The sequence below is a fragment of the Streptomyces sp. NPDC001020 genome (assembly GCF_053599115.1).
Genome location: NZ_JBSFLQ010000018.1, coordinates 52142 through 71946, shown reverse-complemented (window position 1 = coordinate 71946; position 19805 = coordinate 52142). Strand labels below are relative to the sequence as shown.

At 68.2% G+C, this 19805-nt stretch carries 21 protein-coding genes and 2 pseudogenes; 12 read left to right on the top strand and 11 right to left on the bottom strand.

Features of this window, described 5'->3' with window-relative positions; translation table 11 throughout:
* Positions 1-254: 254 nt before the first annotated feature.
* A complete protein-coding gene (locus ACWDEX_RS18960) occupies positions 255-722 on the bottom strand; it encodes a hypothetical protein (protein ID WP_450464719.1) in 468 nt (155 codons plus the stop codon).
* 393 nt (positions 723-1115) lie between these two features.
* Between ACWDEX_RS18960 and ACWDEX_RS18955 the strand changes: the two genes are divergently transcribed.
* The gene (locus ACWDEX_RS18955; protein ID WP_450464800.1) at positions 1116-1640 is read left to right on the top strand and encodes a peptidylprolyl isomerase; all 525 of its coding nucleotides are present in this window, start codon (positions 1116-1118) and stop codon (positions 1638-1640) included.
* 29 nt (positions 1641-1669) lie between these two features.
* On the opposite strand, the gene ACWDEX_RS18950 is transcribed toward ACWDEX_RS18955, so the two are convergent.
* From ACWDEX_RS18950 to ACWDEX_RS18935, 4 genes are all read right to left on the bottom strand, one after another.
* Positions 1670-2290, bottom strand: coding sequence for a transposase family protein (locus ACWDEX_RS18950; RefSeq protein ID WP_450464718.1), 621 nt, complete (start codon positions 2288-2290; stop codon positions 1670-1672).
* Positions 2291-2518: 228 nt separating this feature from the next.
* Positions 2519-3247, bottom strand: coding sequence for an SDR family oxidoreductase (locus tag ACWDEX_RS18945; RefSeq protein WP_450464716.1), 729 nt, complete (start codon positions 3245-3247; stop codon positions 2519-2521).
* A gap of 173 nt (positions 3248-3420) precedes the next feature.
* Positions 3421-5490: an NB-ARC domain-containing protein gene (locus ACWDEX_RS18940; protein ID WP_450464715.1), complete on the bottom strand. Its 2070-nt coding sequence runs from the start codon at positions 5488-5490 to the stop codon at positions 3421-3423.
* Positions 5491-5705: 215 nt separating this feature from the next.
* Positions 5706-6083, bottom strand: coding sequence for a hypothetical protein (locus ACWDEX_RS18935; protein ID WP_450464714.1), 378 nt, complete (start codon positions 6081-6083; stop codon positions 5706-5708).
* 328 nt (positions 6084-6411) lie between these two features.
* Between ACWDEX_RS18935 and ACWDEX_RS18930 the strand changes: the two genes are divergently transcribed.
* Positions 6412-6738: a hypothetical protein gene (locus tag ACWDEX_RS18930; protein WP_450464713.1), complete on the top strand. Its 327-nt coding sequence runs from the start codon at positions 6412-6414 to the stop codon at positions 6736-6738.
* 66 nt (positions 6739-6804) lie between these two features.
* Positions 6805-7062 (top strand): hypothetical protein, encoded by a 258-nt coding sequence (locus ACWDEX_RS18925; protein WP_450464712.1) that lies wholly within the window; start codon positions 6805-6807, stop codon positions 7060-7062.
* A 514-nt stretch (positions 7063-7576) separates the two neighbouring features.
* Here ACWDEX_RS18925 and ACWDEX_RS18920 read toward each other — a convergent pair.
* On the bottom strand, positions 7577-8245 hold the full coding sequence (locus ACWDEX_RS18920) for a TetR/AcrR family transcriptional regulator (protein ID WP_450464710.1): 669 nt from the start codon (positions 8243-8245) through the stop codon (positions 7577-7579).
* Between the two features lie 70 nt (positions 8246-8315).
* Here ACWDEX_RS18920 and ACWDEX_RS18915 point away from each other — a divergent pair, with 70 nt between their 5' ends.
* The 4 genes from ACWDEX_RS18915 (at position 8316) to ACWDEX_RS18900 (ending at position 10760) form a co-directional block, all read left to right on the top strand.
* Positions 8316-8618 (top strand): hypothetical protein, encoded by a 303-nt coding sequence (locus tag ACWDEX_RS18915; RefSeq protein WP_450464708.1) that lies wholly within the window; start codon positions 8316-8318, stop codon positions 8616-8618.
* Complete coding sequence (locus tag ACWDEX_RS18910) at positions 8615-9607, top strand: saccharopine dehydrogenase NADP-binding domain-containing protein (RefSeq protein WP_450464707.1); 993 nt, start codon at positions 8615-8617, stop codon at positions 9605-9607. Before ACWDEX_RS18915 ends, ACWDEX_RS18910 begins: the two co-directional genes overlap by 4 nt.
* A gap of 110 nt (positions 9608-9717) precedes the next feature.
* On the top strand, positions 9718-10131 hold the full coding sequence (locus ACWDEX_RS18905) for a hypothetical protein (protein WP_450464706.1): 414 nt from the start codon (positions 9718-9720) through the stop codon (positions 10129-10131).
* Between the two features lie 11 nt (positions 10132-10142).
* Positions 10143-10760, top strand: coding sequence for a hypothetical protein (locus ACWDEX_RS18900; RefSeq protein WP_450464705.1), 618 nt, complete (start codon positions 10143-10145; stop codon positions 10758-10760).
* On the opposite strand, the pseudogene ACWDEX_RS18895 reads toward ACWDEX_RS18900, so the two are convergent.
* Both ACWDEX_RS18895 and ACWDEX_RS18890 read right to left on the bottom strand, forming a co-directional pair.
* Positions 10760-10879 (bottom strand): annotated as a pseudogene (locus tag ACWDEX_RS18895) (IS5/IS1182 family transposase); the annotation flags it as partial. The gene ACWDEX_RS18900 and the pseudogene ACWDEX_RS18895 overlap by 1 nt on opposite strands.
* Positions 10880-10999: 120 nt before the next feature.
* Positions 11000-11386 carry a hypothetical protein gene (locus ACWDEX_RS18890; protein ID WP_450464704.1) on the bottom strand — a complete coding sequence of 129 codons (387 nt, stop codon included), beginning with the start codon at positions 11384-11386 and terminating at the stop codon, positions 11000-11002.
* A 199-nt stretch (positions 11387-11585) separates the two neighbouring features.
* Between ACWDEX_RS18890 and ACWDEX_RS18885 the strand changes: the two genes are divergently transcribed.
* On the top strand, positions 11586-12953 hold the full coding sequence (locus ACWDEX_RS18885) for a hypothetical protein (RefSeq protein ID WP_450464703.1): 1368 nt from the start codon (positions 11586-11588) through the stop codon (positions 12951-12953).
* 446 nt (positions 12954-13399) lie between these two features.
* Positions 13400-14536 (top strand): hypothetical protein, encoded by a 1137-nt coding sequence (locus ACWDEX_RS18880; protein ID WP_450464702.1) that lies wholly within the window; start codon positions 13400-13402, stop codon positions 14534-14536.
* A gap of 326 nt (positions 14537-14862) precedes the next feature.
* On the opposite strand, the pseudogene ACWDEX_RS18875 reads toward ACWDEX_RS18880, so the two are convergent.
* Positions 14863-14976: pseudogene (locus ACWDEX_RS18875) on the bottom strand (BTAD domain-containing putative transcriptional regulator); the annotation flags it as partial.
* Positions 14977-15336: 360 nt separating this feature from the next.
* Between ACWDEX_RS18875 and ACWDEX_RS18870 the strand changes: the two are divergent.
* Positions 15337-15996 (top strand): LysE family translocator, encoded by a 660-nt coding sequence (locus ACWDEX_RS18870; protein ID WP_450464701.1) that lies wholly within the window; start codon positions 15337-15339, stop codon positions 15994-15996.
* Positions 15997-16337: 341 nt separating this feature from the next.
* Here the strand turns inward: ACWDEX_RS18870 and ACWDEX_RS18865 are convergent, their stop codons facing one another.
* A complete protein-coding gene (locus ACWDEX_RS18865; protein ID WP_450464700.1) occupies positions 16338-17510 on the bottom strand; it encodes a sensor histidine kinase in 1173 nt (390 codons plus the stop codon).
* The gene (locus ACWDEX_RS18860; RefSeq protein WP_450464699.1) at positions 17503-18198 is read right to left on the bottom strand and encodes a response regulator transcription factor; all 696 of its coding nucleotides are present in this window, start codon (positions 18196-18198) and stop codon (positions 17503-17505) included. Before ACWDEX_RS18860 ends, ACWDEX_RS18865 begins: the two co-directional genes overlap by 8 nt.
* 174 nt (positions 18199-18372) lie before the next feature.
* On the opposite strand from ACWDEX_RS18860, the gene ACWDEX_RS18855 reads away from it, so the two are divergent.
* Together ACWDEX_RS18855 and ACWDEX_RS18850 are read left to right on the top strand one after the other, a co-directional pair.
* Entirely contained in the window at positions 18373-19461 is a 1089-nt protein-coding gene (locus ACWDEX_RS18855) for an endonuclease/exonuclease/phosphatase family protein (protein WP_450464697.1), read from the top strand.
* Entirely contained in the window at positions 19458-19646 is a 189-nt protein-coding gene (locus tag ACWDEX_RS18850; protein WP_450464696.1) for a hypothetical protein, read from the top strand. Before ACWDEX_RS18855 ends, ACWDEX_RS18850 begins: the two co-directional genes overlap by 4 nt.
* Positions 19647-19805 lie beyond the last annotated feature (159 nt).

Sequence of the window (19805 nt, the reverse complement as noted above, 5' to 3'; positions counted from 1 at the left end):
GGGCCGTCGGGATCATGCGATCCCGTTCCGTTCTGAGCAGCGAGGGCCTCGACGGCCACAGCGCGCTCGGGTTGCCGAGCTGCCCGCATGCCGTCGGCGAGAAGGCTGAGGAGCATGCATTTCTGCTCGCTGTGGGAGAAGTCTGCAAGGAAGTCCCGTAGAACAGCGTGCAGTTGGATCTCGAGTGGCTCTCACGGCCTGCCCCACGATTGATTTTGGGCCGTGCCGGCCTTGTCGTTCGGCTGATGGGTGATTCAGCGGGGCGTTGTGCGGACGAGCACGAGTTCCGCAGTTGGTTTGTGCTGGCTGGCCCGCTGGGCTGCTCGGTCAGAAACCAGGCCGGCGATGGCGCTGTGGGTCTCGGCGTACTCCTCGCGTCGTCCGGTGTACCGCTTCCGCACGCCGACAAGGGCTACGACTACCTCCGTTGTCGGCGAACACTCTTCGTTGGCAGCACACCCTGGCCGCGGGCGCTCGACTCGCTGGAAGGCTTCGCATCTTGCAGGTCGGCGCGGAGACCGGGGGTTGATCCGGCCGCGGTCGGACAGGCCGAAGTGGTGGGCGGGGAGGCTGGTCGCAGCGGCGAGCACGTCCTGCGGGCTGAACCCGGCCTCGGCGAGGAGGTGCAGTTCGCGGTGCAGGCCGGCGCCGTGGGCGGGCACGAACGGGGTGGCGTCGGTCCCGGCGAGCAGGGACACGCCTGCGTACCGCAGGGCCTGCACCGCGCCGACGGCGTTGCGAACCCTGCATCAGACCCTTTTGTGTCGTGGGGGCTTCCAGAGCGGAGGCGTACGTGCAAGCCACGGGCCGAAGTCTGTTGAGACGGATGTGGCTTGCCGGGCGGGTTCTCGCCCGCCAGGCCGCGCCCTAGACTGCGACCGCTCCGAAATCTGGTGATCTTCTGGAGGATGTGCAGGATGAACCGAGCTCTCATAACCGCATTGGCGGCAGCAGCGTTGGTCGCGTCCGGGGGCAGTACCGCCTCCGCTTCCGATGCCCCGCCGCGAACCACGCACGGCCCTTGCCAGTACGCCCAGACCCCGGACGAGCCGGCGGCGCGGCCGGTTCCCCTGCCGCCCGATCCGCGACGCACCCCCAGTCACGGCACGGTCGATATGGCTGTCCCGACCAGCCAGGGCCCGCTCCCGCTGCGTCTGGACCGGGCGAAGGCGCCGTGCACGGTCCAGAGCTTCATGCATCTGGCGCAGCACCGGTTCTACGACCGTACAGTGTGCCATAGGCTGACGGCGTATCCGACGCTGAAGGTCCTGCAGTGTGGCGACCCGACCAGCACTGGCGAGGGTGGGCCGGGGTACGAGTACAAGGACGAGCTGCCGGTGGACCTGCCGCCAGCACCGAGCGATCCGACCGGCGTCCGTCGTCTTTACGGGCGCGGCTTGCTGGCGATGGCCAACGCGGGGCCGAACACGAACGGTTCGCAATTCTTCGTCGTCTACGGCGACTCGGCGCTGCGACCGAACTACACGGTGTTCGGCACGGTCGGTGCCGCCGGCCTGGAGACGCTCGACAAGATTGCTGCTGGCGGTATCGAACCAACTGCGCAGGACCCGGCGCCTGTCGACGGCACGCCCGTGCTGCGGACCGAGCTGCTCAGCGTCCGGCCGTCCTGCCGCCCCTGACGAATTGTGGTGCGGTCAGCGCGGTCCAGCTACGCGACTGGCCGCGCCACGGTGATGCTACTGGACTTCATCGGGTGATGTCGGGGTCGTTTGCCTGATGGGGGTCGAGCCGAACCGGTAGGTCTGGGGTGTGAAGTACGTGCAGCAGCCCGGCGGCGGGCTGGCCGACGCCGGGCTGCTGGCATGTCGCTCCCGTTGCACCTCTTGCGGAAGGCGAACTCGTCCACGCCGAGAATGCGCCGTGGCCTCTGCGGAACGGGAGGAGCCTGAAGGAGCTCGAGCAGCCGCATTCCCCCCGCCGGCGCGGCAATCTTCCGACACAGCCTGGCAGCAGGACGCCCTCCGAATTCTGCCGCGATGGCGTGCAATAACTGGCGGAGCCCCGTACTCGCCTGGCGGTAACGCTCACTGATCCCATCGACCTGCTCAACGAACGTCCGGCGGTGACATTCGGCGTTGTCGCAGAAGAACCGGCGAACTGTCAGCAGAATGACCGTCGATCGGCCAGCAACGGGCCGATCGGAGATCTTCCGTTCGTAGCGGCTGTGCACACGTCTCGACCAAGCCCCGCAGACAGAGCATGACCGCAGAAGCGTTCGGCTGGAAACGCGCGCCAAGAGCAGGCAGTCGTCTGCCGTGAAGTCCTCCACCACAACACCGTCGGTGCTTGGAGGCAGAAACCCTTTGATCGATCGTGCAGTGACCCCCACCACCAAACGCTGCCCTGGCGTAACGATCCGCCAGTCCCATCGTCCGGACCTTCTTCAAGAACGTGCGGACAGAACCATGAAAAGGCCCGGGTTGCTCGCGCTCCTCAGGCGCTTGCCACGCATACAAGGGGTGAGAGTCCGCCATGGTGAACTGAGTGTGGCCGGGGGCTACAGCTGCTCGAAGTGAAAGGAGCGGATGAAGCAGTCTCGCGGTTGGCCGATCGCGAAAAGGACGCAGTCGAGGACGGATTGGGCGGTCAGCGGGTCGTCTGCGGTCCGGGAGGCATGGTCCCAGGTGGAGTGGAGCGGGTCGCCATCCGTGAAATCCGGCGGGTAGAGCGAGATGACTCGGATGCCCTCGGGGCGGAGCCGATGAGAGAGGACGTCAGCGAACCCTGCCTGGGCGGCCTTGGCTGCGTAGAACGCAGGATGGGCCTGAGAGCGGTGGTTCTGGGGTTCCGCGGCAGAGGAGACCAGGTTGACCACATCTGCGCCCTCAGAAGTACGCAGCAAGGGCAGGAAGTGCTTGACCGTCAGCAGTGTGCCGGTGGCTCCGGAAGCGACGGTGTCGGTGATCGCTTCGTCGTCGGCGTCCCACAAGTCAGGGCCTTCCAGGTACCGGGCGCCATTGTTGATCAGCACATCTACCTGGTCAGCGTGAGTGGCGACCCCCTTCGCGAAGCCCCGTACGGTGGCCGGGGCAGCCAGATCACAGGAGAACGCATCCACTCGCGCACCGCTGTCGGCCGTCACCTCGCCGGCCACCTTCTGAGCGGCAGCCAGAGTGCGAGCGGATACGAACACGCGCGCACCCATCCGGCCCGCGTGCAACGCAAACGCCCTCCCGAACCCACGCCCGGCCCCGGTAACCACCACCGTCTTCCCGGCGAGATCCATACGCGCTCCTCCTTCGACCTTCTTGTGTTGATCACCGTGAGCGTAACTGTGGCGTCGAACGCACCGAACCCCTCCCTCGGCTGAAGCGCAGGCGTGGAGATCCACTGAGCACTCTGGGGCAAACGTGAGCACCACCTCGCGGCCATGACAAACGATGGCCGTTGACAGCAGGCTCACCGGTTCCGGGCGCATTCCTCCCAGTAGGCCAACTCTTCACGTGTGGCCAGGATTCGGGGATGGTCGGGGCCGAGTATCTGTATCTGCTGGTTCAGCAGATACGTGAGGGAGGTCGCGGCCCCGGCCGCGTCTCCGGCCCAGCCGCGCCAGTGCGCGTGGCTGTGGTGTGCGTCGAACACCTTCAACCAGTTGGAGAGCGCCGTCAGGTCTTCCAGGCCGCTTTGGTATGGCCCCGTACGTCTCTCCTTCGGATGGCGGAGCCCGCCGTGCTGGCCCAATACGCGGATCAGATCGGCCAGGAGGGCCTCGCACGCCATCGCTGCTCCGTACGGGTCTCCCGACGCACCCTGCCAGCGTGCGAGTTCCGCCCGCGTGTCGAGGACAGCAGTGGGGTCCGGGAACGAGTGCTGCTGCAGCAAGGACAGGAGTTCGGTGTATGCGGCTACCGCACCGGCCGCGTCACCCGCGGCGCCGCGCCAGCGGCCCAGGGCGGCCCGGGTGTCCAGTGTGCGCTTGTGGTGAGGTCCGAAGAAGCGGCTCTGCTGGTCAAGGATTGCTTCGTACCTTGCCACAGCCCCGGCTGCGTCGCCGGACTCGCCCTGCCAGTGGGCCTGACGGATGCGGGCGAATTCGAGGCCCGGAGAGTAGGGGCCTTGGTGGTGAAGTGCCGCGTCGGCCAGCCGCTCGAAGTAGGCGACGGCTGCCTGCGCCTGGCCGGTCGTCCCCAGCACCTCACCAACGCGGTAGAGCAGCTCATGGTCGGTCGGGCTCGGGCCGTTGCCCGAGAGGCCGGAAAACTCCTCGGGTCTGGGGTAGGGCATGCCCGACCAGAGGGCCGAATCGGCGTGCCCGCGGAGCACATCGACGGCGTCGACGAGTACCGGGGCGAAACCGGGGACCTCTCTCTGAGCGTCGGCTGCCTTCACCAGTGCTGACGCGACTTTCCAGGTGAGGTTGCTTACCCTGCTGGCGGACAGTGCCTCGCGCGTCGCGCGCTGTAGTACCGGGTGGACACGCACCGCGCGATACGGGTCGCCTGGTATGTAGTCGACGATCCCCAGGCGGTCCATCAGGCGGAGTGCACTGTGCACCTCGTCCGCCCGAAGCATCTGGCCGGACGCCGCAGTGGTGCGGTGCTCTTGGAAGTACTCCGCAGCGGCGGAGTTGGTGAACACGGATTCGGGTATCCCCTCGGCAGGCAGCAGGGAAGCCAGCTCCAGCAGGGGACGGGCCAGGTCGCCGGAGGGCATCCGGTCGGCCTGGTCCAGCGACGACCGCCACGCCTCGGGCACGGCCGCGTTCTGGCCGTCGGGCAACGCACCGTGTGTGGGTACGAGTTCGGCGAGCGGCTGCCCACGGCGAGGTCGGCCCCCGCCCCACTCGTCGGGCCCACCGAGCAGGTCGTACTCGTCGAGCAGGCGGACATACGCCGCCAAACCCAGCCCCGCGCCGGCCAACTGCGCAGCCGCCTGCGACAGGGCCAGCGGCAGGTATCCCAGCGTCCTTGCGAGGGCGGCGAGTTCATCAGCCGCAGCGCCCGGATGCCCGTACTCGGCCAGCACCTCGGAGAGGTAGGCCGTCGCCTCGTGGGGCGTGAAGTCCGCCACGGGGACCACCAGTCGGTTCAGCCCTGGCTGGGCGACGTCTCGGCGCCGAGTGGTGACCAGGAGCTGGCCGTCCGGGTGATCGGGCGGCCACAGGCCCTGCAGATCCTCGGGGTCGGCCACGTCGTCAAGGACGATCAGCCAGCGGCGCCGCGCACCCTCGGCGTCGGGCCGAAGCCAGGCGAGGAACGCCTGCGCCGCGTGTTCGGCTGCCGCCGAGCCGGTGTCCGCGTCCGTCCCGGTGATCTCGGCCATGGCGCGGGCATATCCGGCGACGACTGCGTTGCGGTCGGTGGCTGTGACCCACACGAGCAGGTCGACCTGCTCATCCCGCCAGGCCACGCGCGCGATCCGAGCGGCCTGCTGGGTCTTGCCGACACCCGCGGTGCCGACGAGCACGGTGCAGCGCACGGCGGCCGACGCGACCCCGGTGTCCGCCGGCACCGTGAGCCCTGTTCCCACGTCGAGTTCTGGGCGTGGCTGAAAGCAGCGCACCTCAGCTGGAATGACTCCCACGAGAAGCGGCCACGACGCGGTAGGACGGGCATTGCCGTAGTACGAGACTTGGTCGGCGTGCCCGACGGCCACGCCGTGGTGACTGGCCTGGACGATGTGCGGCGCTGACGCGGTGGAGGAAGCGGAGGAGGGGCGCGGGCTGGGGTCGTCAGCCGGTTCGATTAGCCCTGGGACGAAACCGGCGGTGGAGGGGGGCTCAGGTGCACACCTCCGTTGATCACCCCTGCGGCGACCGAGCTATTGTCGGCACTGACGTTCAAGTCCCGGCCGGCGGCCAGTCCGCCGTCCCCGACCACTGCCCCGGACGCGCGTTCTGCGTCCAGCAGCGACTGCAACTCCGCGACCGCACGGTCGCGTTCGTCCTGTGCGAGGCCCTCCAGAAGGCCCTCGAACCGGGCCTGCCACAACGCCTCCTGACGGATGCGGATGCGCTCGGCCGATACGCCCTCCTCCGCGGCCAGGTCAGCCGCGGTCTGGTCCAGACGTGCCAGTTCACCGGACTCCCGCTCAGCGTCCCCCCGCCCGAACCACACAGCCACCCGCCGACGGAACCCCTCCCAGGCATCCGTACCGGCGGCTTGGACCACCGCGGTTCCCCCGGCGGTCGCTAGCGCCGTCAAAGCCTCCGGCAGCACGTGCCATCCCCCTTCTGTGCTGATCACCAAAGACGTCGTTGATCTTAGCCTCGGCGCGCCTCGAAACCGGGTGGTTCTCTGCATCGACCTATGCCGAGACCGCGACTATGCAGAAGCCATGTGTGCTGTTCCGCTCCTTCGTGGGGTTTCGGCTGTTCGTGGCTCTGCATAGTTTCGGTGCCGGGCAGCCTCGCGAGCGAGGGGGCAGGGGTACTCCCGCAAGGGGGTGGCGATGCCGCTCGGAAGTACGCGTCGGAAGGCGAGTGCTCTGGCACCGCACGTGGAGGGCTACCGGGCATGGCTGGCGGAGCGCGGGTACACAACCCAGACCGCCAGGAACATGCTCAAGGATCTGGGGCAGTCACTGCTGCAGGCCGGTGTCGACACCACGGTCATCGCACTCTGGCTCGGCCACGCTGGCGTCCGCTCCACCGACGCTTACGTCCACGCCGACATGACCATCAAGGAGAACGCGCTCGCGCTGACCGCGCCGGTCACCGCCCAGCCGGGCCGCTACCGGCCCACCGACAAGGTCCTCGCCTTCCTCGACCGTCTGTAACTATGCCGAGATGCTTTAGGCCAACAAATGATTTGCCCCCCAGCGTCGACCTGAACACTCCCGTTCATGGTCACAACCGCCCGCGCTCTCGCACTCGAGCACTTCCAATGGATCAACGGCCACGCGGACGTTTGGGCTATCTTCCGTGACCCGAAGCGCTGGCAGCCGTGGTCCGTGGTCTCGTCGACCCCTTTCGAGACGAGAAGATCACTGCGATCTGCGGGATCGAGCGATCTGCGCCGCGAGATCCACGGCGAGCTCCAGGTCGTGGAGAAGTGGAACAGTGCGAACCTGTGCTCCACTACGGCAAGGACGGTGCCCTGACCGGCCCGGACAGGGAGCACGCCGAAACATCGATGCTCGCCCTGCACCTGCTCCAGTCCGCACTCGTCTACGTCAACATCCTGCTGGTTTCAGCAGGTCCTGGTCGAACCGGCTTGGGCGAAGAAGCTCGGCGACGAGGACCGGCGCGGATTGATCCCGCTGTTCTGGTCCACCGTCAACCCATACGGCACCTTCCGCCTGGACATGAACAAGCGCCTCGACCTGGGGCTGGTCACCGTTGTGCCTCGCCCCCGGCCCCCGGCCCCCGGCCCCCGGCCCCCGGCCCCCGGCCCCCGGCCGACACTGCCAGCCGATCTCGTACGGAGACACGGTGAAGGGCTTCCGGGACCTCACCGACCCCGAGTGAACGGGGATTGTGCGGTACTTGCCAGTCCCGCCCGGGGCCGATCCACAGGTCTCGGCTCAACGTACGCCGGGCAGCGTCCGGGAAATCGGCCGACGGGTATGAGGAGCCCGCATCCCGCGAGAGCCGATCGCCGGGAAACGCCGTGGTTCAGGCGGTCGGCAGGAGCTGACTCGTCAGCGCATGCTCGGCCCAGCCCTGCCACGCCTGGTGGGTCCAGTGGCGTTCGGACACCAGCAACGTGTAGGTCTCCGGCGACAGGGTCGCCAGTGCGATGTCCGCAGCGGCATCCAGGGTGAGCCCTTCCTGTAGGGCGGTCTTGCGGACCAGTGCCTCGGCGAAGGCACGCTGAACCGTCAGCCGCTGCTCCAGGTTGGTACGCCACAGCCGGTTCAGGTCTGGGTCGGTAGGTGCGGCGCTGCGCACCACGTCCAGCAGCGGCGCCGTGCGACTGAGGATGTCACCGGCCCCCGCGACCTGGAGTTCCAGCTGCCGGCGCGGGTCGAGTTCGGCGATCACCGTCTTCGCCCAGGAGCGCTCCAGGGTGGGGACGGGCTGATCGTCGCCCGCGACGGCCTGATCCAGGGCGACGGCCAGGACGGCCCTCTTGGTCTTGAAGGCGTAGTAGACGGTCTGTTCACCGACTCCGGCCGCGGCGGCGATGGCGCCGATGCTGGTGGCGGTATAGCCGTGGGCGGTGAACAGGTCGGCGGCGGCGGCCAGGATGCGGGCTCGGGTGGCCCGCGACCGTGCGGTGCGGCCGTCGGCCGTCGTGCTGTTCCCGCCCGCGGGGTCCTTGCGCTGTGACTCGGCTCTCACGCCCTTGATTATAGCGGCACTACAAATATCTTCTTGTAGTGTGACTATGAAAACTTCGGGATCGGGCAGCTTGCCCGTCCTGCTCCTGCTCCTGCTCACGTCAAACCTGCTCGCGACCCACTGGACCGCATCCCACGGTGGGCCCCCCGAACCACACGCACCCTCCGGCGGTCTGCGCCTCGGACCCGCCGGAGCGGCCGTCTTGGCAGCCGTGGGCACGATCACCGCTTTGACCATGCTGCCGCGCGACCGGGCCACCGCGACCGGCTCCGACCCGAACCGGCGGGCCCCTACGCCGCCGACCAGACGGCAGCACACAACCCCCGGCCCCACCGCCACCGGCAGCCAGGCCGCCGACGGAGAAGCCCGATGACCACCATCCTCATCATCGGAGGCTACGGAGCTGTCGGCCAACACACGGCCACAGCGCTCACCGGCCTCTTGCCCGACGCCACCGTCCTGACCGCCGGACGCCGCCCCGAACGCGCCGCCCCCATCACCGGCACCGTCGCCCTGCGCCTCGACGCGGCCGACCCCGACGCCATGGACGATCTTCCGCCGGACGTCGACACCGTCGTGATGTGCGCGGCCCGCAACAACGCCCGGATCGCCCAAGCCTGCCTGGAACGCGGCATCCACTACCTGGATGTATCCGCCTCCCATCACGTCCTGGACGCGATCGAACCGCTGGACCCGACCGCTCGCCGCACCGGCGCCACCGCCGTCCTCAGCGTCGGACTTCTACCCGGAGTCAGCAACCTGCTGGCCCGTCACCTCACCGACCAGCAGCACGGCGCCGACCTGCGCATCAGCGCACTCCTCGGATGCGGCGACCAACACGGCCCGGCCGCGTTGGAATGGACCCTTGACGGCCTGGGAAGCCTTCACGGCTCCTGGGCCGCCGACTTCCCGGCGCCGTACGGCCGGCGGACGGTCCATCACTTTCCCTTCTCCGACCAGTACACCCTGCCCGCCACCACCGGCGCCGCAACCGCAGCCACCGGCCTGTGCCTGGACTCGCGCCTGGTCACCGGCCTCCTCCACACCGCCGGGCAGCCCGCCGTAGCCCGGTTCCTGCGCCGCCCCGGCGTCCGCCGCCTCCTGCTGGCAGCACTCGACAGAGCACACCTCGGGGGAGACGGGTTCGCCGTCACCGTTCACACCGAGGACGCGGCCATCGCCTTCAGCGGCCGTGACCAGAGCCGCGCCACTGGTCTGGCTGCTGCACTCGCCGTCACTTGCCTCCCGAGCCTGCAGCCGGGCGTGTTCCACCTCGATCAGGTGGTGGACCCCATCGGCTTCCTCGAAAGACTGGCTGCGCACGGCTCCTTCACCCTCCACCCGCTTCACGCCACGGGCTGACGGTGTCACCCCATACAGGCCGCCTGCGACGCGGAGCCCCAGCATGCTCTCCCAAGTTGAGTAGCAGTACGGATATCAGGCGATCAGCCGGCGGGAAGACGATCGTGTTCATGACGTATCTGGTGCGGGCTGTGAAAGCAACTTCCGTGGCTGCCGCAGCCACGCTCGCCGCATGGTGGCTGTTCCGCAGCATGTACTCCCTGATCGACCACGCCACCGAAGCCGACAGCGCACGCAACCCTCTCGCGGGTGTCCCCTATTACCTGGCCGCCAACGCGGCAGGCATCGCCTTCCAACCCCTCGCCCTATGGGTCGGCCTCAGACGGGCCAAAGTCCACGGCAATCATTTGGCGATCACCATCAGCGCCTACGTGTGGGCCACGATGACCGCAGGACGCCTCGTGGAGTCGACCCCCGGCCCGTGGGAAGCCCTCCTGTGGGTGGCCGTCCAGTCCGCCGTTACGACCGGCTCCTCGCTTCTGCAAGTCAGGCTCATGCCCACCAGCACACAGCGGTCCTTATGACCCGGCGCCCGGTGAAGATACTCGTGCTGCGTGCTATGACGTGGCCGATCCTTGGCACGTTCAATGTTGCGGCCCGTGTGTGGACGCTCCTTGGCTCGACCAGCAGCCGCGGAGCCCGCCGACTCGCAGACAGTGACACCGCCCGGCAGGCTCGGCAGGCTGCCGAGGCCCGGCTGCGTGCCATCGCCCACACATACGCGGAGAGCACACCGCTGGTGTTACGTCTCCTGGTCATCGAGGATTACTACGCCCGCGGAATGGTCGGCTGGAATCTGTTCACTCCGGTAAGGCCCGCCCGCCGGGTGTCCTGCTGGATGCGTTTGACGGCCTACTACAGTTCCCCGCTGCCGTCAGCCGAGACCATCAGCCGGATCCTCGACGCGGGGACGCAGCCCCTGTTCCGTTATCCCCTTTTTACCCGCAACACGGCCCGCGAGGACGGCCGGTGCGACCTTACTCATGTCAGTCACACTTTGACCGGCGGTCAGCCAGACTCGCCGGTTTCCGAGCCCGAACGACCAGCGAACGCCAACCGGTTCGTGTGCGAGCCTCCGGCGGCGAGCGTGGGCGGTATCCGTCGCCGGTACGGCACGGTGTTCGTGCTGACCCTGCCGTCCGGCGGCTACTAGAAGGCGTCGATGACAGTCGCCCGGCGCTCGTAGCAGCGGGTGAGGCGGTAAAAGGCGTTCTGCCAGGCGCGGGTCCTTTCGACATGCCACCTGTGACCTGCCTGGATCGGCGCCTTCTCACAAGACAGCCACCCGCCTGGTCAGCGAAGCCGGAGGAACCTGGAGCCGATACGCACCCGGCGGCCACACACGGTGAGTGCGTTTGGACTCTGGTGTCGCCACTCCGCACGCTTGCGAGATCAGTTGTGTGGTGGAAACTCCTGGTCCAGCAGCTGGAGTACCTCCTGTTGCCGCCGATGAAATCCGGGCAGCAAGGGCTGCACGGAGGCGAGATGCTCCGCAATCGACAAACCGCGGTCAGCGGGTAGCCGCGCCGGGTGATTCCGATCAAGGGCCTTGTTCAGCGAGGCACAGAACAAGTACACCGTCCCCAGAACCTCCGAGTTGAAGACGATCTGCCCGACCGTCACCGAAGCGACCGGACCACACACACCTTCGACCAAGGCGCCCAGCACATCAACCGCGACCGCCGGCTCACCGCCCGGATCCCACTGAGCGTGCATGAGCGCAGCGCGCATGACCTCTGCCAACTCCGAAGCCGACGGCCCCGCCAGATCACTCGCCATCCCCGCATCGTCCCAACCTGACCCGCGGAAAGCCACCCTGAATCGGCTACTCAGTGTGACCAACGCCGTGAAGTCCCGGCGAATACACGACACATCAACATGCGAGCCCACCGGTCCCAGCCGCCACTCTGGAGAGATTGCACACTTGCGCATTAGGTAAAGTATTTACATTGCCGCCTCGGTGAACCAGGAGGTTCCCTTGCTCTCCCCTTCCACACGGACCCGCCAACTGGTCCGGCCGCTGGCCGCGCTGGCCGTGACAGCGGCGGTCACGCTCACCCTGCCGATCGCCAGCGCATCGGCCGCCGAAACCGGCCCCGCCGCCGTCGCGGACGCGTTCCGAAAAGGACCGGTCTACGTCGATCCCCGGGTCAATGGCGAGTTGCCGAAGGCGGAGGCCGACGAGCTCGCCAAGAAGATCAAGAAGGCGGACAAGCCGGTCTTCGTCGCGGTACTACCCGAGGCGTCCGAGTACCCGCAGGCTACGGTGCTGCGAGACCTGCGCTCCTTGACTGGCATCACCGGTGTGTACGCGGTCCGGCTCGGCACCGGGTTCAACGCGGGCGCCGACCGACAGGTGATGCCGAAGAACGCGGTCGACAACCTCAAGGGCGCGGTGAGGCGCTCGTACTCATCCGACGCCTCCGCCGAGGTGAACGCGTTCGTGGACCAGGCGCTGAAGCAGGCCACGGGTCACTCCCCCGCCTCCTGGGACGATTCCGAGAACGGAAGTTCGGCCACCGGCATGCTGGTCGGCGGACTGGTCGTTGCCGGTGCGGCCGGAAGTGGATATGCGCTGTACCGCCGGGCACGGAAGAAGCGGGCGGAGCGCGAGCGGGCCGAACTGGAGGCCCTGCGCGTGGTGGTGGACGAGGACATCACCGCCTTCGGCGAGGAACTGGACCGCCTCGACTTCCAGCCGTCCGAGCCCGGCGCCACGGACGTGATGCGCGACGACTACACCCACGCCCTGGACGCCTACGACCGCGCCAAACAGCAAATGGCCGCGGCAATCCGTCCGCAGGATGTGCAGCCGATCACCGGGACCCTCGCCGAGGGCCGTTTCGCGCTGGCCGTCCTCGCTGCCCGGCGCACCGGCGCGCCTCTGCCACAGCGGCGCGTCCCGTGCTTCTTCGACCCCCGCCACGGCCCGTCGGTCAGCGATGTGAACTGGTGCCCGCCAGGCGGGGTGCTGCGCATGGTGCCCGCCTGTGCCGGGGACGCGCTGGCGGTGAGTCAGGGCGGACAGCCGCTGACGCGCATGGTACCCACCGATCAGGGCCCCCAGCCGTACTGGAACGCCGGCCCGGCCTACGCCCCCTGGGCAGGCGGCTACTTCGGCGGCGCCGGCGGTGTGGTCGGCGGCCTGCTCGCTGGCACCCTGCTCGGCAGCCTGCTCAGCGCGCCCTCGGCCTTCGCCGACGGCCGCGACGGCTCCCTGAGCGCCCCCGACCTGCCGGATGGCGGCGAGTCCTCCGGCGCAGACTTCAACGCCTCGGACTTCGGGGGCGGATTCGGGGACTTCGGCTCTGACGGCGGGGGCGACTTCGGCGGTGGCGACTGGTGACCTGACGCCAGGCGACACCGGACGAGGGCAGCAGGCCTCCGGCAGGCATCGTCCGCCGACATAGCCGAACCGGCGTCGGACCTTGCCCCAGCTCCACCGGTGACGCTCCCTCAGCATGCGGATGAGGCGCCACCACACGAAGGCGTCGAGCCTGGCGAGATCCGGCTGCGATGTCCTGCCTGTCAGAGCGCGGACCTTCGCCTGCACAGGGGGGAGTTGACTGCCCTTCGCGCGACCGTCAGTCAAAGTCTTGATGTAGACCTGTCAATCAGTGCGACTCGCTGGCACGCTCTCAGCCAGCCCCCCCCCCCCCACGACAACGCCCCCCACACCCCGCTTCGCAGCGAAGGAGCCCGCGTGACCCGCCAGCACTCCGCGCACCGCCGCACCACCGTCCGCGCCGCCGCACCACCGTCCGCGCCGCCGCCCTGATCGCATCCGCCGCCATGGCCGTGGTCGGCATCCAGCCCGGATCCGCCACGGCCGACGCCCAGCGCGAGGCCTACGCCGGCCTGCCGGTCCTCGGCGGCGACCTCGTCGTACACCAGAAGAAGAACGGCGCCCGCTCCACCACCAAGGCGACCGACGCCCCGATATCGGTCCCCGGCACGACCCCGGCCATCGCCGCCGCCACCGCGGGCAAGTCCGCCGTCGCCTCCTCTGCCGCCAAGTCCGCCAAGGCGGACGACGTCCGCAAGGTCATCTGGGCCGCCACCGGCAAGCCCGTCCTCGCCTGGGAGACCGTGCTCACCGGAACCCAGGCCGACGGCACCCCGAGCCGCCGCCACGTCATCACCGACGCCGACAACGGCAAGGAGCTGTTCTCCTACGAGGCCATCGAAACCGGCGTCGGCAACACCATGTACAGCGGTCAGGTGACCCTCGGCACCTCCCCCTCGTACACCCTCACCGACACCTCGCGCGGCGGCTCCAAGACGTATGACCTCAACGGCGGTACGTCCGGCACCGGCACGCTGTTCACGAACGCCACCGACATCTGGGGCAACGGCCTCCCCTCCCATCGCGAGACCGCCGCGGCCGACGCCCACTACGCCGCCGCCGTGACCTGGGACTTCTACAAGAACGAACTCGGCCGCAACGGCATGCGCGGCAACGGCGTCGCCGCCAACTCGCGCGTCCACTACGGCAACGGGTACGCCAACGCGATTGGTGATGTCCACGAAGTCGGCCGCGGTGGGGCCGTTGCCGGCCTGGCGCAAAGCAGCGGTCGGCTGGCCTCTGGCTGGTGGTCCCAGAGGTTCACGGTCTCGCCAACCTTGAGCAGCTTGTCGGCGGGACCCTTGATGTGGGCGGGCACGATGCGGTCCTCGTGTTCGCGCGCATCCCGTGCAGGTGGCACTGCCTGGGAGCACTGCGGCCACCTGCTCGGCGTCGGCGGCGTTGTCCAACACGATCAGCATGCGCCGTCCCTGGACCAGGCTCCGGTAGGGCCCGACCTGCGCCTGTACGTCCAGCGGGACGAAGCCACACCCAGGGCGGCGAGGAAGGCGCGGACCGCGACGGCGGGTGCGACGGGCGGCTCCCCCGACGGGTCGAAGCCGCGCAGGTCCACGTACAACTGACCGTCCGGGAAGCGGTCGAGGTTCTGGTGGAACCAGTGCAGGACCAAGCGGGTCTTGCCGATTCCGCCGATGCCTCCGATCGTGAAGATCGGCACCGACCGGCCCGGTGGGTCCGACACGTCCAGTGCTTTGTCGAGTTCCGCGAGCTGCTCATCCCGGCCGGTGAACCAGCGCGGGCAGGCGGACAGCTGGCGAGGTGTCGGAACGTCGGCCACGGCGGGGAGGGCCGGCTGTGGGGCGGCGAGGGCGAGTACCGGATCAGAGGTGAGGATCCGCTGGTGCAGCTGGCGCAGGAACGCTCCGGGGTCGACCCCCAGTTCCTCGGCCAGCTGCTCCCGCACGTGCCGGTAGTGGGTCAGGGCGTCCGCGGCCCGTCCGCTGCGGTACAGGGCGAGCAACGGTCGTCGTCCGCGCGCCGGACAGGACTGGGTGCTCGCCATAGGACTGGTGGTAGCCGAGGAGTTCTTCAGCACGCTCCCCCAGGAAGGTCTGCGCCAGGGTGTCGGCGAAGATCGAGGGAGTCTCGTCGACGAGGAGGTGTGCTGCGCGTGCTGCGGCCGACATGAGAGCTGTCCGGCTGGGTTGCGCCTTGTTGATCATGATGCCGGACATTAGTCCAATAATTTGACAGGATTTCACAAAAGCAAAACTTTCGGGAGTGCTTCCGAGTCGACCTATGGAGCAGAGCCACTAGTCGTTCTTCCCCGACACGTTGTGAGCGGTAGGCGGTGGACGTTCAGCCACATCGTGATGTCTGTTATCCGCCAGCACGAGCGAGGGTCGTTCCAGAAACTCGGTACGTGGACATCTCGACCCCTCTGACACCAGCCATGAGCGCGGACACGTTGATCGCGCTCCTGATCTTCTTGTTCCCGCTCGCGTACAGTCCGGGCCCTGGAAACGCGTTCTTCGCGGCGATCGGTGCATCGAAGGGACTGCGCGCCGCTAAGCCTGCACTCGCCGGATACCATGTCACGACCCTCGTTGTGACCGCGGCGATCGGGATCGGGATGGGTGCCACCATCCTCGAGCATCCCTTGCTCGCGAAGCTTCTCAGCGCGGTCGGGAGCCTCTACGTGCTGTGGCTGGCGGTGACGTTCATCCGTGCCGGTCGGGCGGAGGCACAGGACGCGGCGGATGCCGCACCGGTCGGAAAGCAGCGGATCGGGTTCTGGGCCGGCGCGATAGTCCTGCTACTGAACCCCAAGGCGTACTACATCATCGCGGTGATGTTCACGCAGTTCCTCACGCCGTCCGCCAACGACGACATCGCCACAGTGCTGGTCATCACGGTTGTCTTCACCCTGAACAACCTCGCCGCCTTCATCGTCTGGGCACTCGGCGGCCGGGCCCTCACCGCCCTTTTCCGCAGTGAACGGTCGAAGCGATGGATCGATTACTTGTTCGCCGCCACCCTGATCGGAGTTGCAATCTGGATGGCGGCACCGCTGTTCACCTGATCGGAAGTGGTGCATGCCTCACCGCACACGCCCCTTACCCCGGCCAGCCGCGAACGGTTGGCACGACTGATCGTCATCGAACGATGATCCGTGCGGCGCGCCGCCGAACGCTCCTCAGTGCGCGCCTGCCACAGCATCACGCTGGGCCCACCGCTACCGTGACAACTTTCCGCTACTGGAGCGCAACACCCGACCGCACTCGTCGCCGACGCGGACGCATGCGATTTTCGATACGCTCGCGATACACAGAACCGCCTGGCATCAAGGAACCGGCGGACGCGAGCCGCCAGACCCTTCCATGCGTGGGAGATCGACGCCACTGCGTCCACCGCGGCGTTGCGTCAGTCGTGAGGGGATGTCCTGTGCCGGTCAGGTCTGGGCAGCGCCGACCATGGTCGTGGCGGCGTACCACTGCCATGGTGTGGGGACGCTGTGGGCAGTTCCACCGTGACGCGGAGCCCGCCGGCGGGGCGCGGGGTGAGGGTGAGGGTTCCGTCGTGTGTGTGGGTGATGGTCTTGACGATTGCCAGCCCTAGGCCGACGCCCGCGTGGTCGGTGCGTACGCGCTCGGTGCCGCGCTGGAACGGCTCGGTGAGTGTCGAGACCAACTCCGGGGTGATCGGCTCGCCGGTGTTCTCGACAGTGAGCACCACTGTCTTGGGGCGGACCCCCGTGGTCACCCACACGCTGCCGTGTTCCGGCAGGTTGTGGACGATCGCGTTGTGCACGAGGTTCGTGGTCAGCTGCAGCAGGAGCGCCGGCGATCCGACCACGGGGGCGATGTCGCCGTCGGTCTCAAGGGTGACGTCGTGCCTTTCCGCGAGGGAGAGGAGTGTTTCGGTGGCTTCTTCCGCCATGAGGGACAGGTCGACGTGTTCTCGGATGAGGGGCCGCCGGTCGGCGCGGCTGAGCAGGAGCAATGCTTCGGTCAGGTCGATGGCCCGGGTGTTGACGGCGTGGAGGCGGTCGATGAGTGGGTCGGTGGCGCGGCTCGGATCTGCGCGGGCCACGTCGAGCAGTGACTTCGAGACCGACAGCGGGGTGCGCAGCTCGTGGGAGGCGTTCGCTGCGAATCTCTGCTGTTCGGCGACGTGTGCTTCGAGCCGCGCGAGCATCATGTCGAAGGCGTCGGCGAGTTCGCGGAACTCATCGCGGCGGCCCGGCAGGCGGATCCGGTAGGAAAGCGGCCCGTTCGCCACCCTGCGGGTGGCGTCGGTGATGCGAATCAGCGGGGTGAGCATCCGGCCGGCCAGAATCCACCCGCCCACGAGACCGAACACCAGCAAGAACGCCAGCACCAGGATCCCCGCCGGGACGAAGACGACCGGGCCAAAATTGCTCGGGTCGAAGACGCGCAGGAAGTCGGACCGATCGGGGATGTCAAGGCGGTTCGACCTTCCCCGCAGAAGGAACACCCACACGGCGGCAAGCAGCAAGGCGCCCGCGACCACGAGGAACCCGGCGTAGCTGAGAGTGAGTTTGAGGCGAACGCTCAGACCAGGTTCCCTACCCACGGTCCGCTCCCTCACGTCCGGTGCCGGGTGCTGTGTCGATGCGGTAGCCGACGCCGGGCACGGTGGCGATGAGCCAGGGTTCGCCGAGCCGTTTGCGCAGCGCCGAGACGGTGATGCGCACGGCGTTGGTGAACGGGTCCGCGTTCTCGTCCCACGCACGTTCCAGGAGTTCCTCGGCACTGACGACACCGCCTTCCGCGGCGACGAGGACCTCGAGCACCGCGAACTGTTTGCGGGTGAGCGCCACATAGCGGCCGTCCCGGTAGACCTCTCTGCGGAACGGATCCAGGCGCAGGCCCGCGATCTCCCACACGGGCGGCCTGGTGTGCGCACGCCTGCGGTCGAGTGCTCGGAGCCTGAGCACGAGCTCCTGCAGCTCGAAAGGCTTCGTGAGGTAGTCGTCGGCGCCGAGTCCGAACCCGGAGGCCTTGTCGTCGAGACGGTCGGCCGCGGTGAGCATGAGGATCGGCATGCCGCTTCCTGAGGTGACGATGCGTTTGGCGATCTCGTCACCGGAGGGTCCGGGAATGTCGCGGTCCAGGACGGCGATGTCGTAGGTGTTGATGCTCAGCATCTCCAGAGCGGTGTCGCCGTCACCTGCGATATCGGCCGCGATCGCCTCCAGGCGCAGGCCGTCACGGATGGCTTCCGCCATATAGGGTTCGTCCTCGACAACCAACACACGCATGCTGTTGATGCTACGAGTTGGCGCATATCGTCGGCGTATCGAAAACCGCATATGTGTCGGCAACATCGTGCTGTTTTGACTGGCGGCATGCTTCACACCGCACCATCAGCACGCCATCCGTCGACCTCACTCTTCGTACGGGCAGCAACCGCGAACGGCAAGCAAGGACGGACGATGACTCAGCTGGGCACGGCGGAGACCGGGCAGGACGGCGCCGGCCGCCCGGACACCGGCGCCGGTACCGGCCGGCCGGTCCGGCGCGCGCGCATCCGCCGGGCGATACGCGCCGCCTCCCGGCCCGGCCCCTGGAAGCGCGGTCTGGTGCTCGCGGCTCTGGCGCTGCTGCTCGCCCTGATCCTGCTGCTGCACCCGGGGATCACGGACCGCGGGGGCCTGCGCAGCCTGGTGGAGACCTTCCTGCCGTGGTTCGGCCTTTGCATACCCGTCCTGCTGATCGGGGCGCTGTGGCGCCGTTCCGTCTCCGCGGTGGTTGCACTGCTGCTGCCGGCCGTGGTGTGGGTGAACCTCTTCGGCCACCTGCTCGTCGACAAGTCCCGGCCGGGCGGCGACCTCACCGTGGCCGAACACAACGTCGACGCGGGCAATCCCGACCCGGCCGGTACCGCCCGCGACCTGGCCGCCTCCGGGGCGGACGTGCTGGCCCTGGTGGAGCTGACCGAGCAGGCCCGGGGCACGTACGAGAAGGAACTGGCGAAGACGTACCCGTACCACACGGTGCAGGGCACGGTCGGGCTGTGGAGCAAGCTGCCGCTGTCGGACACCCGGCCGGTCGACACCCAGATCGACGTTGGGCCGCTGGGGGCCACCAAGCCGGCCGACGTCAAGCTGGCCTCCAACCGGGCGCTGCGCACCACGGTTGCCACCAACCAGGGTCCGCTGGCGGTGTACGTGGCCCACCTGGGATCCGTACGGCTGATGCCCAGGGGCGGCTTCTGGACGGACAGCCGGGACCGCAACGCGCAGGCGCTCGGCGAGGCCCTCGCCGCCGAGCGGAGCAAGCGGGTGGTGCTGCTCGGCGACCTGAACGGCACCATGGACGACCGCGCGCTCGACGGCATCACCTCGCAGCTGCGCTCGGCCCAGATGCAGGCCGGGGACGGCTTCGGCTTCACCTGGCCGGCGACGTTCCCGGTGGCGCGGATCGACCAGATCCTGGTCCGCGGAGTGAAGCCGGAGAGTTCCCGGGTCCTGTCGGCCACCGGCAGCGACCACCTGCCGGTGGCAGCCGGCATCAACTGGTGACACCGCGCAAAGCCGCCGGATCCGTCCCGCGCCTCCCGCAGGATCTGCTGTCGCAGATCAAGGCGCGTCCCGGCAACGTCGATCCGAACTCGCCGCTGGACCAGATCGCCGAAGCCAAGGCCATACGCGCCCTCGGTGTCCCCGCCCACTTCACCGGCATCGACCCAAGTCATGGGGGTTCGTGAGGCGTTGCCCCGGAACATATCGTCGGTGTATCGAAAACCCCATACGTGCCGGCAACACCACGCTGCCTTGACTGGAGGCATGTCCTACAGCGAACCAGCGCGAACAGCAGCCCAGATCCGGTGGTACCCCAGGTGCGTCAGCATCCCGTCCGTGAGCGC